The sequence below is a fragment of the Eggerthella sp. genome (assembly GCF_048329335.1).
GTDB classification, from domain to species: domain Bacteria; phylum Actinomycetota; class Coriobacteriia; order Coriobacteriales; family Eggerthellaceae; genus Eggerthella; species Eggerthella lenta.
In genome coordinates this window covers 1-16,272 of sequence record NZ_DBFEGU010000482.1, presented here as the reverse complement: position 1 = coordinate 16,272, position 16,272 = coordinate 1, and the positions used below count along the sequence as shown (strand labels likewise).

13 protein-coding genes are annotated in these 16,272 nt (G+C 64.8%); 6 read left to right on the top strand and 7 right to left on the bottom strand.

Features of this window, described 5'->3' with window-relative positions; translation table 11 throughout:
• Nucleotides 1–237: 237 nt before the first annotated feature.
• The 5 genes from ACMO6A_RS15000 to mazG form a co-directional block, all read right to left on the bottom strand.
• A complete protein-coding gene (locus ACMO6A_RS15000; RefSeq protein WP_009608174.1) occupies nucleotides 238–981 on the bottom strand; it encodes a GTP pyrophosphokinase in 744 nt (247 codons plus the stop codon).
• Between the two features lie 227 nt (nucleotides 982–1,208).
• On the bottom strand, nucleotides 1,209–1,562 hold the full coding sequence (locus tag ACMO6A_RS14995; RefSeq protein WP_009608102.1) for a GGDEF domain-containing protein: 354 nt from the start codon (nucleotides 1,560–1,562) through the stop codon (nucleotides 1,209–1,211).
• Entirely contained in the window at nucleotides 1,563–2,183 is a 621-nt protein-coding gene (locus ACMO6A_RS14990; RefSeq protein ID WP_227791409.1) for a hypothetical protein, read from the bottom strand.
• Nucleotides 2,184–2,221: 38 nt separating this feature from the next.
• Complete coding sequence (locus ACMO6A_RS14985) at nucleotides 2,222–5,260, bottom strand: EAL domain-containing protein (RefSeq protein WP_157666240.1); 3,039 nt, start codon at nucleotides 5,258–5,260, stop codon at nucleotides 2,222–2,224.
• A gap of 286 nt (nucleotides 5,261–5,546) precedes the next feature.
• Entirely contained in the window at nucleotides 5,547–6,518 is a 972-nt protein-coding gene (gene mazG, locus ACMO6A_RS14980; RefSeq protein ID WP_009305793.1) for a nucleoside triphosphate pyrophosphohydrolase, read from the bottom strand.
• 87 nt (nucleotides 6,519–6,605) lie between these two features.
• Between mazG and ACMO6A_RS14975 the strand changes: the two genes are divergently transcribed.
• The gene (locus tag ACMO6A_RS14975) at nucleotides 6,606–7,064 is read left to right on the top strand and encodes a hypothetical protein (RefSeq protein WP_009305792.1); all 459 of its coding nucleotides are present in this window, start codon (nucleotides 6,606–6,608) and stop codon (nucleotides 7,062–7,064) included.
• Nucleotides 7,065–7,387: 323 nt separating this feature from the next.
• On the top strand, nucleotides 7,388–8,290 hold the full coding sequence (locus ACMO6A_RS14970) for a VIT1/CCC1 transporter family protein (RefSeq protein ID WP_009305791.1): 903 nt from the start codon (nucleotides 7,388–7,390) through the stop codon (nucleotides 8,288–8,290).
• 227 nt (nucleotides 8,291–8,517) lie between these two features.
• Here the strand turns inward: ACMO6A_RS14970 and hcp are convergent, their stop codons facing one another.
• Entirely contained in the window at nucleotides 8,518–10,113 is a 1,596-nt protein-coding gene (gene hcp / locus ACMO6A_RS14965; RefSeq protein ID WP_009305790.1) for a hydroxylamine reductase, read from the bottom strand.
• A gap of 187 nt (nucleotides 10,114–10,300) precedes the next feature.
• Here hcp and ACMO6A_RS14960 point away from each other — a divergent pair, with 187 nt between their 5' ends.
• The 3 genes from ACMO6A_RS14960 to ACMO6A_RS14950 are packed head-to-tail and all read left to right on the top strand — an operon-like array spanning nucleotide 10,301 to nucleotide 12,467.
• On the top strand, nucleotides 10,301–10,975 hold the full coding sequence (locus tag ACMO6A_RS14960) for a Crp/Fnr family transcriptional regulator (RefSeq protein ID WP_009305789.1): 675 nt from the start codon (nucleotides 10,301–10,303) through the stop codon (nucleotides 10,973–10,975).
• The gene (locus tag ACMO6A_RS14955; RefSeq protein ID WP_009305788.1) at nucleotides 10,972–11,619 is read left to right on the top strand and encodes a cysteine hydrolase family protein; all 648 of its coding nucleotides are present in this window, start codon (nucleotides 10,972–10,974) and stop codon (nucleotides 11,617–11,619) included. The genes ACMO6A_RS14960 and ACMO6A_RS14955 overlap by 4 nt, the downstream gene beginning before the upstream one ends.
• On the top strand, nucleotides 11,616–12,467 hold the full coding sequence (locus ACMO6A_RS14950) for a TrmH family RNA methyltransferase (RefSeq protein WP_009305787.1): 852 nt from the start codon (nucleotides 11,616–11,618) through the stop codon (nucleotides 12,465–12,467). The genes ACMO6A_RS14955 and ACMO6A_RS14950 overlap by 4 nt, the downstream gene beginning before the upstream one ends.
• Nucleotides 12,468–12,481: 14 nt before the next feature.
• Here ACMO6A_RS14950 and ACMO6A_RS14945 read toward each other — a convergent pair whose 3' ends face one another.
• Nucleotides 12,482–14,260, bottom strand: coding sequence for an MDR family MFS transporter (locus ACMO6A_RS14945; RefSeq protein WP_009608070.1), 1,779 nt, complete (start codon nucleotides 14,258–14,260; stop codon nucleotides 12,482–12,484).
• A gap of 366 nt (nucleotides 14,261–14,626) precedes the next feature.
• Between ACMO6A_RS14945 and ACMO6A_RS14940 the strand changes: the two genes are divergently transcribed.
• Nucleotides 14,627–16,090 (top strand): helix-turn-helix transcriptional regulator, encoded by a 1,464-nt coding sequence (locus tag ACMO6A_RS14940; protein ID WP_009305785.1) that lies wholly within the window; start codon nucleotides 14,627–14,629, stop codon nucleotides 16,088–16,090.
• Nucleotides 16,091–16,272: the final 182 nt, after the last annotated feature.

Sequence of the window (16,272 nt, the reverse complement as noted above, 5' to 3'; positions counted from 1 at the left end):
GGTGGGATACGTGTTCATCCATTACCTGCACTTCTTCTTCATGCGCATCGAAGAGCCGAAGAGCGCCGCCGTCATTCGCGAGAACAAGCAGACCGCCCGCTTCTCGGAGTATTTCGAGAACTAGAGCAAGAAAGAGGCAGGCCGGAAAGTCGGCTTGCCTCTTTCGGAAGATGCTGACGGAGCCGCGCAGAAGGCGCGCGGGTGCGGGCCATCAGCCCATGCAGCTGGCTCCGGCCGCTAATCTTCCATCTCCAACGCGCGAGCGAGGATCTGCATGCGCGACTCCACGTCTTCGATGATGCGACTGCAATCCTTGAGCTCGTCGTAGGAGTCGATCCCCTGCACCTCGCTCACCGACTTGTACTTCAGATCGTGTTCCAAGCTGGCCCAGAAGTCCATGGCGATGGTGCGCAGCTGCACCTCGACGGGAATGAGTTCCTTCTTGTCAAGAAAGTACACGGGAATGCGTACGATAACGTGCAGGCTACGATAGCCGTTCAGCTTCGGATTGTTGATGTAATCTTTGATCTCGACGATCTCCAGGTCATCCTGTTTTTGCAGCAGCTCCAGCAGGTTGTACACGTCGTGGATGTACGAGCAGATCACGCGCACGCCGGCCACGTCCATGATGTAGCGCTCGAGGTTCTCCAGCGTGGGCTCTTTGCCGTAGCGCTCCAGCTTCTCGAATATGCTGGCAGGCTTCTTTATGCGCGACTCCAGATGATGGATGGGGTTGCGGTGCTTCTTGAGATTGAGATCCTGGTCGAGGATCTCGAAGCGCACCATCATCTCGCGCATGGCAGCTTGGTACTTCTGGATGATCTCGCGGGTTTTCACCTCGGCGTCACGAAGACGCTGCAGATCGTCCAGGGGGCTGCGCAGGTCGTCGGTCAACAAAAAGGGAAAGCGGCTGGCCCCCTCGCCTCTCTGCGCCTCGACTGCAAGTCGACGATCGGACGGCTGCTGCGATGCGTCTGCCATAACGAATACTCCTTCAAGCACGGCTCTACCGATCCCATGATAGCCGAGCCGTCACGTCAACGGCGTTCCGGCTGCCGAATCCCGCGCAATCATCAGATGCGCCAGGCGGAGAGGGCTGGCGGTGCGCCGGATCCTTCGACTCCGGCGGCTCCGCCTCCTGCGCTCAGGATGGCAAGGAGATCAGCGATTGGCGCTTGCAATCGGAATGACGGAAGTCGCAAAAGACCCTAGCGGCCGTGGACGCAGATGCGGTTCTTCCCCGAACGCTTCGCCCGATACAGCGCCTCGTCGGCCTTCACGAACACGTCGCGGTACGCCAGGTCATCGTCTTCCGGCACATACACGCCCATGCTGACCGACAGGGCTTTTCCCTGCGAGCCGACCTTCACGGCTGCAAGCTGGCGCTTGACCTGTTCCAGCTTGTCCAGTGCCACTTCGAGATCGATGTTTTTCAGCAGCAGCAGGAACTCGTCGCCGCCCACGCGACCCAGCACGTCGCTTTCGCGGAAGCTCGATCTCAGCACCTTGCCCACCTCATGCAGCAACGTATCGCCCTCAATGTGACCGTACGTGTCGTTCACCTACTTGAAGTCGTCGATATCGAGCGCGACGCACACGCTGTGCCGCCGCACCGATGCGTCGGCGAGCGCCGAGGCAACCAGATCCTGCGTGGCGGTATGGTTGCTCAACCCCGTCGTCGCGTCGTTTTCCGCACGGAACCGCAGATCGTGCTCGTCATCGATATTCTCTATCAACCCTACGAGATGCCACACGCCCGCGACGTCGTGGGCAACGAACAGATTGGCGCGGTACCAGGCATAGCCCTTGCCGAAGTAGTCTGCCTGATACTCGGCGCTCACCTCGTTGGCGCCCGACCGTGCATGCTGGAACATCCTGCGCACGTCGTCCATGCTGCCAGGATGGATGATTTTGCCGCGAGTTTCCGAAAGCGTTTCCAAATAATGAGGGATAACCTGGGCTTCCATGCCCTTGCCCGTGCGATCCATGTACAAAAGCACCGTGTCGGAATCCGAATCGTAGTCGAAGCTCATCTTGTGCGTCATCTCGCTGAGCAGGCGATAGCGCTCATTCTGCCAAGAGCGTTCACGCTGATCGCGCAGCTCCGCCGTCACGTCGCTGACCACTGCGTACAGAACCAGCTCGCCGTCAGGCTCGCGCGCTACGCGACCCTGGATCCGCACGTCAATCGCCTCTCCGTTATCGCGCACCGCACGAAGACCTACGTCCAATTCGTTCCCATCCGCGATGATTCCTGGTCGACGCAACGCTGATCGAGCCGCTTCACCTCTTCGCTCAGCTCAAGCGGCGCATCCCAATCGGGATTATCGGGCGCACCCGGAAGCCCGTCGCCGAACATGGTGCTCAGTCGGTCGTTGGCATAGCGCAGCCGCACCTCGCCATCGCGCTTCGCGAACACGCCCACGCCCACCGGCAGCTTGCCCATGGTGTCCAGCACGCGCATCATGATCCTGCGATCCTCGTTCGACACGTGTTCCGTCACGTCCTTGCTGCAGCACAGCACGGCCGACTCCGACACTCGCAGCAGAATGCTCTGGTACCAGCAGCTCCTATCTTCGAACGCCATTCGGTAGGTGCAGGCGATAGGGCTGGCGCCGTCGTCTGCAAGGCATTCGTCTATCGCGGCACGTAGGCGCAAGCGATCGTCCGGCTCGGGCAGATGGTCGGTCCAGAACTTGAGCGCCTCTTCCATGGGCATGGTTCTGTCGGCGAGCGTCCTGCCCGACGAGTACAGCGAGCGGTACGTCTTGTTCTCGCCATCGAACTCGACGATCTCGTCGTACACCGAGCACAACACCATCGAATAACGGTGTATATCCTGTTCGTAGCGCTTCTGCTGGCGGTCGGACACATCCAGGAACGCGCTTTGGACGACGGTCCTGCCGTCGATATCGCGCTCCAGCGCCGACGTGCCCTCGATCCATCCCATCGAGCCGTCGCTTCGCACGAAACGATACGTGAAGCCGATGGGCGCCGCCCCGGCCTTGAGCGCCGCAACCGTCTTGGCATGCAGCTCATCGTCGTCATCGTGGATGGGTACGATCTTACCGCCCGCCGTCCCAGCACGATATGCAGCGAAATCGGCGTACCCGAATATCTCGCATCCCGTACGGTTGACGAATAGCACGCGGGGCTCGTCGTCCACCGTATAGCGCACGATGCCGCACGGAACGGAATCGCTCAACCGGCACTGCAGCTCGCTTTGCGCCTTGAGGCGTTGCTCATTCTCCTTCTCGTTCGTCACGTCGATGAGCACGGCCACCACGTACAGCGCCGTCTCGTCTCGATACATCGTCGACGCTGAAAGATGCAGCCACGCCACCTTGCCGTCGCCGCGCAGAACGCGCATAGTGCACGACGACCGCGACGCACCCGCATCCAGTTCGGCAGCCACCGCTTCGACGCGTGCGCGATCTTCCGGATGCACCACCGCAAGCGCGTCGTCCAACGTGCGGGCCTGGTATTCCTCGCGAGTGTAGCCGATCATATCGGCAGCGGCATCGCTGAAATCCAACAGACGAATGCGATCCGCCACCTCGTAGAACGCCAGACCGCCCGGAATGGTGTCGCGCGTGGCAGCCAGCCGATCGCGCAAAGCCTGCTCCTGAGTGGTTTCCTCGGCAAGCAAATAGAGGTTGCTGAGATTGCCCGCGCGCGAGAGCAGACGGATGCGGACACGGATCCAACGCCCTCGTCCGCCGCTGCGGAAACGCAGCTCGCTCTCGGAGTCGCCGCGATCGCGCACCGCGCGCAAAATAGCCTCATGCAGCGCGGCACGATCCTCGTCCAACAGCTGCGTCAGCAGGTCCTTGCGTATCCTCTCCGCCGCGTCCAAATCATCGAGCATGCCGAACAGCTCAGCGAACTGATGGTTCGCACGCGCGATCTCCAACGTTCGGTTGTCGTATTCGGCGATGGCGGCGGCGCCCACGTAGCTGTTGAAAAAATGGGTTACCGGGGAATCCGCGTTCCAAAACTCGGATGCATCATCCTGCAGATTCTCAATGATCGGCCGCTTGACGGACTCTCGACCGCCGTCCATCAACATGCGCTCGAACGTCTCGCGATCTACCGGACGCGAGAACAGATAGCCCTGCATGTACTCGCACCCTATGCTGGCCAGGTATGCTGCCTGCTTCTGGGTTTCCACTCCCTCGGCGATGACGGGCAGGTTCAGCCAGCGCGCCATGCGCACGATGGAGGCGAGGATGAGGCCGCCGCGCGAGCTCTCGTGCGCATCGAGGAAGCCCATGTCCAGCTTCAACACGTCCACAGGCACGTCTTTCAGCGTGTTCAGCGACGAGTATCCGCTGCCGAAGTCGTCCATCTCCACGGTGAAGCCGGCGCGGCGCAGTTCCATGACGGCTCCAACCAGCTGGTCAGGCGATTCCATGTACGCGCTTTCGGTGATCTCGAGGTTCAGCAGGCTGGGCGGCACATCGTAGCGCTCCACGAGCCCCTTGAGATACGAGCACAGGTCGGATCGATAGATGTCGGCGCGCGACAGGTTCACCGACAGATGCGGCACGGCGTCGCGACCGTGCGCGTCGATCCACGCGCGCAGGCAGCGGCACGCCTGATCCCACATATAGTAATCGAAGCGGGAGATGAGGCCGTTGCGCTCGAACACGGGAATGAACTCGGCGGGACCCAGCAGACCACGCTTGGGATGCTTCCAGCGCGCGAGCACTTCGGCGCCGATCATACGGCCGGTCGCATAGCAGTACTGAGGCTGGAAGAACGGCACGAACTGCCCCCGGTCGAGCGCGGTAGTCATCTCGCCCGCCAGCTGCTGCTCCTTCAGCAGCGACGCACGCAGCGTCTCGTCGTACAGCACATAGCGGCTGCCCGCAGAACCGCTCTTCGCGGCGCGCAGCGCCAAGAGCGCACGGTCGCACATGAGGTTGACGTCCAGCTCGGGATCGTCGATGGAATACACCCCCATGCGAACGAAGAAGGTGAAGTCCTGACGATAGGCAGCGAACCAGTCGTTGAACACGGCGAGCATGCGATCGGCGTCGAACAGAGAACGCGGGAAGCAGCCGATGAAATGATCGGCGCGCAACCGAGCCGCCGCCGCATTGCTCGGCAGATTGCGGCGGATCATCTCGCCGATATCAGCGAGCAGGCTATCGCCCGCCGAAGTGCCGAACAGATCGTTATACGCCTTGAAGCGATCGATGTCGCCGTACACAAGAACATACGCCTCATCGGGATGGGCGTCGATCAATGCGCGCACGCGCACGTTGAATCCGCTGCGGTTTAGAAGACCCGAGAGGGCGTCGTGCTCAGAAGGCCCGAATGAGCCCCCCCCCCCCCGTCGGTTTTTTCTTCCTCCAGCGAGTCTTTTTCGATTCCAAATTCCCATGCAGGACGCATCGCCCTCCTCGCCTTCTTGGTAGGATGTATGACGATGGGGATACAGTTTAGCGCTTTACGCCCACCTGCGCCATCAAATGTGCCAAAGGGTTGAAGCGGAGACCCGAACGAAGCGGTGCGGGCGCCCAGGACGACAGGAGGCGACCCTACGATCGCTCGCGCTTCTTCGCCTCGTTCCACAGGGTTTCGCGCTCTTCGCTGGAGAGGTCTTCGATGGTTCGACCCTGCTGCCAGGCGGCTTGCTCCATCCAGGCCCATCGGTCGCGGAACTTGCGGCAGGTGGAGCGCAGCGCACCTTCTGCGTCCACGCCCATGCGGCGGCCCACGTTCACCAGCGAGAACAGCACGTCGCCGAGCTCGTCCTCGACGGCGGCGACGGCCGCCTCGGCCGCGGCGGGGTCGACGGCCGCGCCTGCGGAAGCGGCCGCGGCGTCCACCTTGCCGTTCGCCGCCTTGGGCGCGACGGCGTAGGCTTCTTGCAGCTCGGCGATTTCCTCGCGCACTTTCTCCCACACGCCGTCAAGCGAGTCCCACTCGAACCCGGCGGCCGCGGCCTTGCGAGATATCTTCTGCGCCTGCATGAGCGCGGGGAAGCTGGTGGGCACGCCGTCCAGCAGGCCTTCGCGCCGCTCGCCCGCACCGTCGGCCGCCTCGTCGGCGGCGCCCTTCTCCGCCATCTTCACCCGTTCCCACAGATCCAGCACGTCCCCGGCGTTGGCGGCTTGCGCCTCGCCGAACACGTGAGGATGGCGGCGGACCATCTTCTCGTTCACGTCGGCGCACACGTCGTTGATGTCGAACTCACCGGCATCGGAAGCTATCTGGCTTTGCAACACCACCTGCAGCAGCACGTCGCCCAGCTCCTCGCGCAGGTGCGCGACATCGGCGGCTTCGATGGCGTCCACCGCCTCGTATGCCTCTTCGATCATGTTGTGCGCGATGCTCTGGTGCGTCTGCGTGCGATCCCACGGGCATCCGTCCGGCGCGCGCAGCGCGGCGATGGTGGCGACGAACTGGTCGAACGACGGATGGCTGCAGGGGTTGGCCGCAAGCTGGCTTGCGAGGGGCGCGGCAGGAGACGGGGATGCGATGGGCGGCGTGGGTTCGGAGGCAGTCATGGAGATCCTTTCTTCGGTTGCTCAACAGCAGTATACCGCCGCGCGAGGGGCGTGGTATGCTGCACGACAATGCGAAAGGATATCGGTATGAACCAACCCGCCGACACGAACGACCTGCCCGTGCGCGTACGCCGCGCCGCGTGGCTGGCGCGCGCAGCGTTTCTGCTGGTGTTTGCCATCAACGTGCAGTGCGCGGCGTCGTTCGTGCTTTGGCCCGATGCCTACGCACCGTCGTTCGAGGTGGCGGGCGTGCCGGGCGCCGCGGCCGTGCAGGGCCTCGGCATCGCGTTCCTCATGTGGAACGCCACCTACCCCGCCGTCATCGCCAGCCCGCTGCGCTTCCGCGCCGTGGCCGTCATCGTGCTGGTGCAGCAGGCCATCGGCCTTGCCGGCGAATCGTGGCTGCGCTTCGGGCTGCCCGCCGGCCACGCCGCGCTTTCCGCCAGCATCGAGCGCTTCATCCTGTTCGACGCCGCAGGCCTCGTGCTGATGGCGGCCGCCTTCGGGTGGCTGCTCTGGGTGAAGCGTGCAACGCCCCAGACCTGAGAGCGTGCAACGCCCCGGGCTCGAAATGGCAAAAAGATGCCGAATTCGGAAACCATCGCGCCCCTCAGGAGGGCACGGCATGCCTGTATCCATGAAGGGCACTTCGATGACCAGGTATTACGAGAAAGAGCGTTTTTCGCAGCGCCTGCGGCACGCTCCGAAACTTCCGAATTCGAGCCTTTTTCGCCACCGGCGGCACCATCGGATGCACGGGATCGGACACGGAGCGAGAAAGATGCGGCGCAACCGGAAAACAGCAGCCACGACATAGCAAAATCGGATATGCTGGCAGCCGAACCGAAAAAGAAACAGCGAGGAGCATCATGATCGATACCGCACCCGCCCCGACCGCGCAGCTCTCCCCCGAAGCGCTCGCACAGGTTCGCATCTTCCAGCAGAACGAGGTGACCGAATCCGAAGTGTACCGGCGCATCGCGGCCGGCACCAAGGACGAGAGCAACCGCGCCGCGTTGCTGCGCATCGCCGACGAGGAGGCGAAGCACGCCGCCATCTGGCAGCGCTACACTGGCGAGGCGATGAAGCCCCAGCGCGGCAAGGTGCTGCGATTCTCCCTTATCGCGCGCGTGTTCGGCTTCACGTTCGCCGTCAAGCTGATGGAGCGGGGCGAGGAGAAGGCCCAGATCTCGTACGAGGAGCTGGCGAAAGAAGCGCCCGAGGCGCTGGGCATCCGCGCCGACGAGGAATCGCACGAGCAGGCGCTGCTGGCGATGCTGGACGAGGAGCGCCTGTCGTACGTGGGCAGCATGGTGCTGGGCATGAACGACGCCATGGTGGAGATGACCGGTACGCTGGCGGGTCTGACGCTGGCTATGCAGAACACGCGTCTCATCGCGCTTTCGGGTCTGATCACCGGCATCGCAGCCACCCTGTCGATGGCGTCGAGCGAGTACCTGTCGTCGAAGAGCGAGGGGCGTCCCGACGCGCTGAAGTCGGCTTCGTACACGGGCGTCGCCTACCTCGTGACGGTAGCGCTGCTGATTCTGCCGTACCTGCTGTTCGACGAGTCGCACTACCTGTGGGCCATGGGTACCATGGTAGTCATCGTGCTGCTGATACTCGTGGTGTTCAACTACTATCTCTCGGTGGCGCAGGATCTTCCGTTCAAGAAACGATTCGGCCAGATGGCCGGCATCAGCCTGGGCGTGGCGGCGCTGTCGTTCGTCATCGGCATCCTGGTGAAGCAGTTCCTGGGCGTGGATATCTAAGTGGCGCGAAAAGGGACAGTCCCCTTTCGCGCCATTCGTGAGCGTATCGAAGGCGTGTCAAATCACCCGTCCCTTTGACACGCTTTGACGCGCTTGGTACAGCTCCGCTTTGAAACGTTCCGAAGTTTTCTCAAACCAATTGAGAAAACTTCGGAATACCCGCCGGATTCTCAACTCAATTTCGTTTTTAGCACCTCGCTTCGCTCCTTCGCACGCATGGTCGGGAGCTACGCCAAAATCGCCTTCAAGTCCTCCTCCGGCGTGGTGATGGGGCGGACGTCGAACTCGCGCACCAGCACATCCAACACGCCGGGCGACACGAATGCGGGCAGAGTCGGACCCAGGTAGATTCCGCGAATCCCCAGATGCAACAGCGTCAGCAGGATGGACACGGCCTTCTGCTCGTACCACGACAGCACCAGCGTCAGCGGCAGGTCGTTCACGCCGCAGTCGAACGCCTCGGCCAGCGCCACGGCCACGCGGATGGCGCCGTACGCGTCGTTGCACTGACCCATGTCCATGATGCGCGGCAGACCGCCGATAGTGCCCAAGTCCAGGTCGTTGAAGCGGAACTTGCCGCACGCCAGCGTCAGGATGATGCTGTCGTCGGGAGCCTGCTGCACGAAGTCGCGGAAGTAGCTGCGGCCCGGACGCGCACCGTCGCAGCCGCCCACAAGGAAGAAACGGCTGATGGCGCCTTGCTTCACCGCGTCGACCACGGTGTCGGCCACGCCGAGGACGGCGCTGTGGCCGAAGCCCGTGGTGAACGTGCCGGTCGTATCGGTTGCAGCCGCATAACCGCCCAGCTCCAGCGCACGCTGGATGAGCGGCTCGAAGTCTTTCCCGCCGTCGGGCGCAGCCTCAACGTGCATCATGCCGGGGTACGCCACAGGACCGGTGGTGAACACGCGGTCGGCGTAGGAGGCCGCCGGCGGCATGAGGCAGTTCGTGGTGAACAGGACGGGCGCGGGCAGGTCGGCGAACTCGACGCGCTGGCTCTGCCATGCGGTTCCCACATTGCCCTTGAGGTGGGCATAGCGCTTCAACTCGGGATACGCGTGCGCGGGAAGCAGCTCGCCGTGCGTGTAGACGTTCACGCCGCGGCCTTCCGTCTGATCGAGCAGCAGCTTGAGGTCGTGCAGGTCGTGACCAGAGACCACGATGAAGGGGCCGGCTTCCACCGCGCGCGTCACCGTGGTGGGCTCCGGCGTGCCGAACGTCTCGGTGTTCGCCCGATCGAGCAACTCCATACAGCGCAGGTTCACCTCGCCCACCTTGAGCGACAGCGGCAGCAACACGTCGGCGTCGGCCTCGTCGTCGGCCAGCGCGGCCAAGCCTTCATGCAGGAAGGACGACACCGCGTCGTCGCGATAGCCCAGCGCCGCTGCATGATAGGCGTAGGCCGCCAGCCCGCGCAGACCGAACAGCACCAGCGACTTGAGCGAACGCGCGTCCTCGGGTGCGTTCCACAGCATGGCCAGATCGTAGTCGGGCGCAGCCCCCACCTGCGCCGACGCTGCAACGGAATCGCGCTCGGCATGGACGCGCGCGAGGAGGTCGGCCAAGGCCGCATCGTCGAAATCAACGTTCGTCAGCGTAGCGAACAAACCTTCCATCGCAAGATCGTCCGCCGTTCGCCGCGCGTCCCCGTTCATCCCCGCAGCACGTACGGTTCGCGCCAGAGCAACGAGCGCGCCCGTCACCTCGTCCTGCAAAACAGCCGTGCTCGCCTGCTTGCCGCACACGCCGGTCGCCCCGGTGCAGCCAGTACATCCAGCCGTCTGCTCGCATTGGAAGCAGAACATCGTCGCCGTATCGCCCATGTCTCGTCCTCTCTTGCGCCTGCGCTCAAACCCCGCCAGAGCGGCGCGAAAGGGGACTGCCCCCCTTCGCGCCGCATGCCGTTCACGGTGCAGTGCGCAGCGCTCGGTCATCGCTTGCTTGCCTGATGACGCTTACCCTACGATACTGGTTCAAGCATTTCCGTTGTATTTACAACAAAGGAGCCCTATGGAACACCACCTGCCCCTCATCGGCCGATCGCCCCTGTTCGCGAACATCGACGCCGCCGACCTCGCGCCCATGCTGCAGTGCCTGGGCGCGCGGAAGCGCACATTCCCCAAAGGCTCCTACCTCTTCCGCGTGGGCGACCGCACCACGGCGATGGGTATCATGCTGGAAGGCTCGGTACGGCTGGAGAAGGAGGACTACTGGGGCAACCGCAGCATCCTCGCATCGTTCGGACCGGGCCAATCGTTCGCCGAAGTGTATGCCTGCGAGCCCGACCTGGCCTTCGACATCAACGTGGTGGCAGCCGAAGACGCGACCGTGCTGTTCCTGGACATCGGGCGCGTGACCACCATGTGCCCGTCGTCGTGCGCGTTCCACGCCCGGCTCATCCGCAACCTGCTGGGCATCGTGGCGAAGCGCACCCACGCGCTGACGCGCAAAATCGAGCACACCACGAAGCGCACGACGCGCGCCAAGCTGCTGTCGTACCTCTCCGACCAGGCGGAAGCCGCGCACGCCAGCCGCTTCGTCATCCCGTTCGACCGCCAGGAGCTGGCCGACTACCTGTCGGTGGACCGCAGTGCCATGTGCGCCGAGCTGTCGCGGATGAAAAGGGACGGCCTCATCGACTACAATAGGAACCAGTTCGAGATCGTGCGAAGGAGCGCCCTATGATCGACCCGCGCAAAGCAGCCCTCATCATCATCGACATGCAACACGGGTTCCTCGACTCCTCGTCGGCGCTATGCGTGGCGGGAGCCGCAGCCACCGTGCCCGCCTGCACGCGAGCGCTCAACCGAGCGCGCGAGCTGGGAATGCCCGTGTTCCACGCCATCCGCGAGTACGCTGCCGACGGCTCGGATGTGGAAGCCGCGCGGCATCGCGGCTGGGTGGAAGGCGGCAAGCCCGTGTCGCGCGCCTGCGCCAGCCCGCGCACGCTGGACGAGTACGAACCGCTGGCGCCGCAGCCGGGCGACCGCGTGATCGCGAAGCCGCGTTTCTCCGCGTTCTTCGCCACGCAGCTGGACCTGGTGCTTCGCCGCCTGGGCGTGGGCACCGTCGTGCTCATCGGCACCACCACGCCGAACTGCATCCGCACCACCTGCTACGACGCGCTGTCGCTCGACTACAATGTGGTGCTGCTGGAAGACTGCACGTCGTCGCGCACGCCGGAGGTGCAGGCGGCGAACATCGAGGACATGGCCTTCATCGGCGCCCACATCATGACCTGCGACGAATTCTGCGAACGCGGTCTGGCGAACGTCGCAGACGTGGCGGGCGGAGTGCGCGAGGCATGCTTCGAGGAGGCAGCCCGATGATCGAGAACGTGGAAACGCTGGACGATCCGCGGCTGGATGCGTTCGCGCGGCTGACCGAGGCGCAGCTGCGCAGCAAGCTGGAGCCGGAGAAAGCGCTGTTCATCGCCGAGTCGGGCAAGGTGATTGAGCGCGCGCTGGCGGCTGGCATGGAGCCTCTGTCGCTGCTCATGGAAGCGAAATGGCTGCCCGCGATGCAGCCGATCATCGACGAGATCTCCGCGCGCTGGGGCGACGGCGTCCCCGTGTTCGTCGCACCGCACGACGAGTTGACGAAGCTCACCGGGTTCGAGCTGACGCGCGGCGCGCTGGGAGCGTTCCGCCGCCCGCAGCTGCCCAGCGTGGCCGATATCGTACGCGGAGCGCGGCGCATCACGGTGCTGGAAGACATCACGAACCACACGAACGTCGGCGCCATCTTCCGCTCGGCCGCAGCCCTCGGCATCGACGCCGTGCTGGTGACGCCCGCCTGCTACGATCCGCTGTACCGGCGCGCCGTGCGCGTGTCGATGGGCACGGTGTTCCAAGTGCCGTGGACGCGCATCGGCGAAGAGGCCGGCGCGGGCGCGACGGGCACGGGCGGCTGGGCGCCCGACGGCGTGCCGCTGCTGCATGAGCTGGGCTTCAAGACCGCAGCCTTCGCGTTGACGGACGACTCGGTGCCGCTGGACGATCCCGCCCTCAACGCCGAGGAGCGCCTGGCGCTGGTGTTCGGCACCGAGGGCGACGGCCTCGCGCACGACACCATCGCCCGCTGCGACTACACCGTGCGCATCCCCATGGCCTGCGGGGTGGACTCGCTCAACGTGGCCGCCGCCAGCGCCGTAGCCTTCTGGCAGCTGCGCCGGTAGGTTGATGTCTCGCTCTACACCGTGTCGCCAGGGTGGCCGGTGTGGTTCACCTTCGTGGCCAACGGGTGCTCCTTGAGCGTGAGCATCAGCACGAAGCCCACCACTAGCAACGGCACCACGTACAGGAAGATAGGCACGAGCGCGTCGCTGTACGCCGAGGTGATGATGGCGCGCGTGCCGCTGTCGAGGTGCTGCACGAAATCGGGCGTGATGCGGTTCATGTTGATGTTGTCCACGTGCGGCAGCTTGGCGGCCAAGTCGGCAGTCAGGCGCGACGTGAACAGCGCGCCCACCAGCGACGCGCCCAGCGTGGAGCCGATCTGCCGGAAGAAGTTGTTCGCCGCCGTCGCCGTGCCCACGATGGCGTGCGGGAACTCGTTCTGCACGATGAGCACGAGGATCTGCTGGCCCAGACCGATGCCGAAGCCCAGCACGAACAGGAACACGCCCGTCACCACCAGCGGCGTGCCCACGGTCAGCTGCGACAGCAGCACGAACCCCACGGCCGTCACGGCGCACGACGCGATGGGCATCCACTTGTAGCGGCCCGTTTTCGTGGCGAGGAAGCCCGTGCCCACCGCCGTGATCAGCACGCCCGCCATCATCGGCACCGTCATGAGACCCGCCTGCTCGGGCGCCAGCCCCTCGACGATCTGGAAGTACGTGGGCAGGTACGATATGGTTCCCATCATGCCCAGCATGATGAACATTCCGGTGACCGTGCACACCACGAAGTTGCGGTTCTTGAACAGCAGCATGGGGATGATGGGCTCCTTCGCCTTGCGTTCCACCAGTACGAACGCAACCGCCGCCACGAAGAACAGCGCGAACAGCGCGAATATCTGCGGCGAGATCCACGGAAACAGCGTGCCGCCCCACGCCGTGGCCAGCACCAGCGACGACACCGACACGGCCATGGCCATCATGCCGCCGATGTCGATAGGCGGGCGGTCGTCGCGCCGCACGGGCTTCGTCAGGAAGAACGCCACGGCCGCGATGGCCAGCAGCGCCAGCGGGATGTTGAACGCGAACAGCCAGCGCCACCCCGTCACCTGCACGAACCAGCCGCCCAACAGCGGCCCCACCACCGTGGACACCGCGAACACCGAGCCCATGAGGCCCATGTACTTCCCTCGCTGACGCGGCGGGATGATGTCGGCGATGGTAGCTTGCGCCAGGATGATAAGGCCGCCTCCGCCGAGCCCCTCCACGGCGCGGCCCGCGATGAGGCCGTCCATGCTGGGCGCGAGCCCGCACGTGGCCGACCCCACGATGAAGATGGACAGCGCGATGATGAACAGGTATTTGCGGCCGAACAGGTCGCCCAGCTTGCCGTAGATTGGCATCATGACGGTGGACGCCAGGATGTACGCCGTGGTCACCCACTGCATATGGTCGACGCCGCCCAGATCGCCCACGATGGTGGGAAGCGCGGTGGCCGTCACCGTCTCGGACAGCGTGCTGACGAACATGGCCAGCAGCAAGCCAGCGAACACGGCGGCCACGCCGCGCGAATGCTCGGGTTTGGGCTCGCTCGCGGGCACGCCGCCCTGCCGCGCCGACGCTGCGGCAAGCTCGTGCGCGCGGGTGCGCGCCGCCGCGTCGCGGGCCGCGTCGGACGTGGCCGAGGCCGAGACATGGCCGGAGCGTGCTGCGGTCGAAGGCGCATCAAAGGCCGCCGCGCGCTCGGCATCGTCGACGGTCGAGGTCAGCGGGGTGGTTTCGGGTTCGTCGCTTTCGTGCACGCGCGCCGCGTCCGCGGGCGCGAGCGCCGTCCGGTCTATGCCTTCCATGCCTGCTCCTTATCGCTGCGTGATCCTTTCCAGTATGGTCGCGGTCGCGCGGACGAGCATGCGGCCGCAGCACACGGAAACCGAACGGTCAGCAGAGCGTCGCGCACTCGTGGGGAAGCCCGCCAACGCCCGAACGAGGCCCGCGAGCAGAGGAGGAATGCTGGCGCGGAATGATGGCCTGGCAGGTCGCGATGCCGTCCTCGCCGAGGCCCTCCCGCGTCGGAACGCGAATGTTTCACGTGAAACATTCGTACGCCACCGTCCGCTCTCCCTTCCGATGCGCTATGCGTTTTGCATGCGCGCGAAACCTGTCCGCTACTCGGCGCGCGCGTCGAGTAGAATACGGGGAACGAGGAGGGAGGGGATATGCAGCACGAAACCAAGCCGGAATCCGCGGGCGCGAAACGCACGCTCGCGGGCAGCGCCGTGGGATACGGCATCGTGTGCGGGCTGACGTTCCCCCTCATGATCTCCAGCACGTTCCTTCAGGAGATGAGCCTGTCGCACGGGGCGGGCGATGCGTTCGGCGCACTGTTCTTCCTCGCGTACGCGCTGACGATGGCCGGCACCGCGCTGGCCTACGCTCTGCGCCGCAAGCCCACGCGCCGCGCGCGCATCGTCAGCGCCTTCGCCGCAGCCTTCCTGGGCAACGCCCTCATGTTCGCGCGGCTGGTGGGGCTCATCGAGGGCGGCTGGCCGTACGCCATCGCCGCCTCGAGCCTGATCGGCTACGGATTGGCCACCGCCGAGCTTGCATGGATGGCGCGCATCACCAGCCTACACGAGCGCGGCCAGGTGTCGCTTGCGCGCACCGTGCCGCTGTCGTTTCTGTGCGGCGGGGCGGTGGCGGCCGTCATCTTCGTCGCATCGGGCACCTTCGAGCTGCTGTTCGCGCTGGCCATCATCGTGGTTTCGGCGTTGCCGCTTGCGCGCACGGCACCGATGGATGCAACGGCGCGGCGCGTCAGCCTCGCGCAGGGCGGCGCGGGCGACTTCGTGAAAGCGGTGTCGTACCTGGCGGTGTTCTCGTTCGTGTTCGGCGCGGTGAGCCAGGTGGCAACCGTGGTCGAGGAGCCCGTGCCCATCGCCGCGCAGGCCGTGCTGGACATCTTGCTGGCAGCCGGCATCATGCTGGCGTACGTGGTGCGCAAGAAGCACGCGTTGTCGGTGGGCGATTTGTACGACATCCTGTTCCCCATCGTGGCCGTGGCGCTGATCGCGCTGCCGTTCATCACTTCGCCCATCGTGCACGTGATTGCGGCGGTGCTCGTGTTCGTGGCGTTCTACCTGTCGGGCATGAACGTTCGCATCGCCGTGTGCCTGCTGGGCGAACGCGACCACGTATCAATGTGGGTGTACCTGAGCGTTGCGCTGGGGGCGTCGGCGCTGCTGATCCTCGGAGGCGTCGCGTTCGGCGCGGCGGTGATCGCGCAGGATGTGCTGGTGACGGGACTCGCGCTCATCTCACTTGTGTCGCTGTTCGTGCTGGCGCTCAACCCCATCGTGGCGAAGCGGCTGGAAACCCGACGCGCGCAGAAGGAAGCGCCGTCGTCGTCGCCTGTACCCGAGACGAGCGACGTGCGCACGATGCAAGTCGATCTGCTGCGCTCGTTCGCCGCCGCCCATGCCCTCACCGCCCGTGAAACCGACGTGCTGATCCTGTTGTGCCAAGGCCGCACGCGCACGTACATCGCCGACGAGCTGGGGCTGTCGCCGAACACCATCAAGGGCTACATCCACAACGTGTACCAGAAGAGCAGCGCCGTCGACAAGCAAGACCTCCTCGACCGCGTCGAGCTCCACGCGGAGGGACGCCCGCTGTCGTCCTGAGCGAGCGCAGCATTCGACAGGCCAGCAGACTGTCGAACTCCCGAGCGCGCGAAGCGAGCGCAGGGAGACCCGCTAAGCGCGGGGTCGAAGGATCCCGTGCGGCGGCAGCTGCGGCGCTTCCAGTTGGCACCGCACGGGATCCTTCGACCCCGCGCCTTACGGCGCTGCGCTCAGGATGACAA

Excerpts from the sequence above, each read along its gene's own strand:
- ACMO6A_RS14970 (WP_009305791.1), top strand. The coding sequence starts at position 7,388 with ATGATCGATACCGCACCCGCCCCGACCGCGCAGCTCTCCCCCGAAGCG.
- hcp (WP_009305790.1), bottom strand. The coding sequence starts at position 10,113 with ATGGGCGATACGGCGACGATGTTCTGCTTCCAATGCGAGCAGACGGCT.
- ACMO6A_RS14955 (WP_009305788.1), top strand. The coding sequence starts at position 10,972 with ATGATCGACCCGCGCAAAGCAGCCCTCATCATCATCGACATGCAACAC.
- ACMO6A_RS15000 (WP_009608174.1), bottom strand. The coding sequence starts at position 981 with ATGGCAGACGCATCGCAGCAGCCGTCCGATCGTCGACTTGCAGTCGAG.
- ACMO6A_RS14960 (WP_009305789.1), top strand. The coding sequence starts at position 10,301 with ATGGAACACCACCTGCCCCTCATCGGCCGATCGCCCCTGTTCGCGAAC.
- mazG (WP_009305793.1), bottom strand. The coding sequence starts at position 6,518 with ATGACTGCCTCCGAACCCACGCCGCCCATCGCATCCCCGTCTCCTGCC.
- ACMO6A_RS14975 (WP_009305792.1), top strand. The coding sequence starts at position 6,606 with ATGAACCAACCCGCCGACACGAACGACCTGCCCGTGCGCGTACGCCGC.
- ACMO6A_RS14950 (WP_009305787.1), top strand. The coding sequence starts at position 11,616 with ATGATCGAGAACGTGGAAACGCTGGACGATCCGCGGCTGGATGCGTTC.
- ACMO6A_RS14945 (WP_009608070.1), bottom strand. The coding sequence starts at position 14,260 with ATGGAAGGCATAGACCGGACGGCGCTCGCGCCCGCGGACGCGGCGCGC.
- ACMO6A_RS14940 (WP_009305785.1), top strand. The coding sequence starts at position 14,627 with ATGCAGCACGAAACCAAGCCGGAATCCGCGGGCGCGAAACGCACGCTC.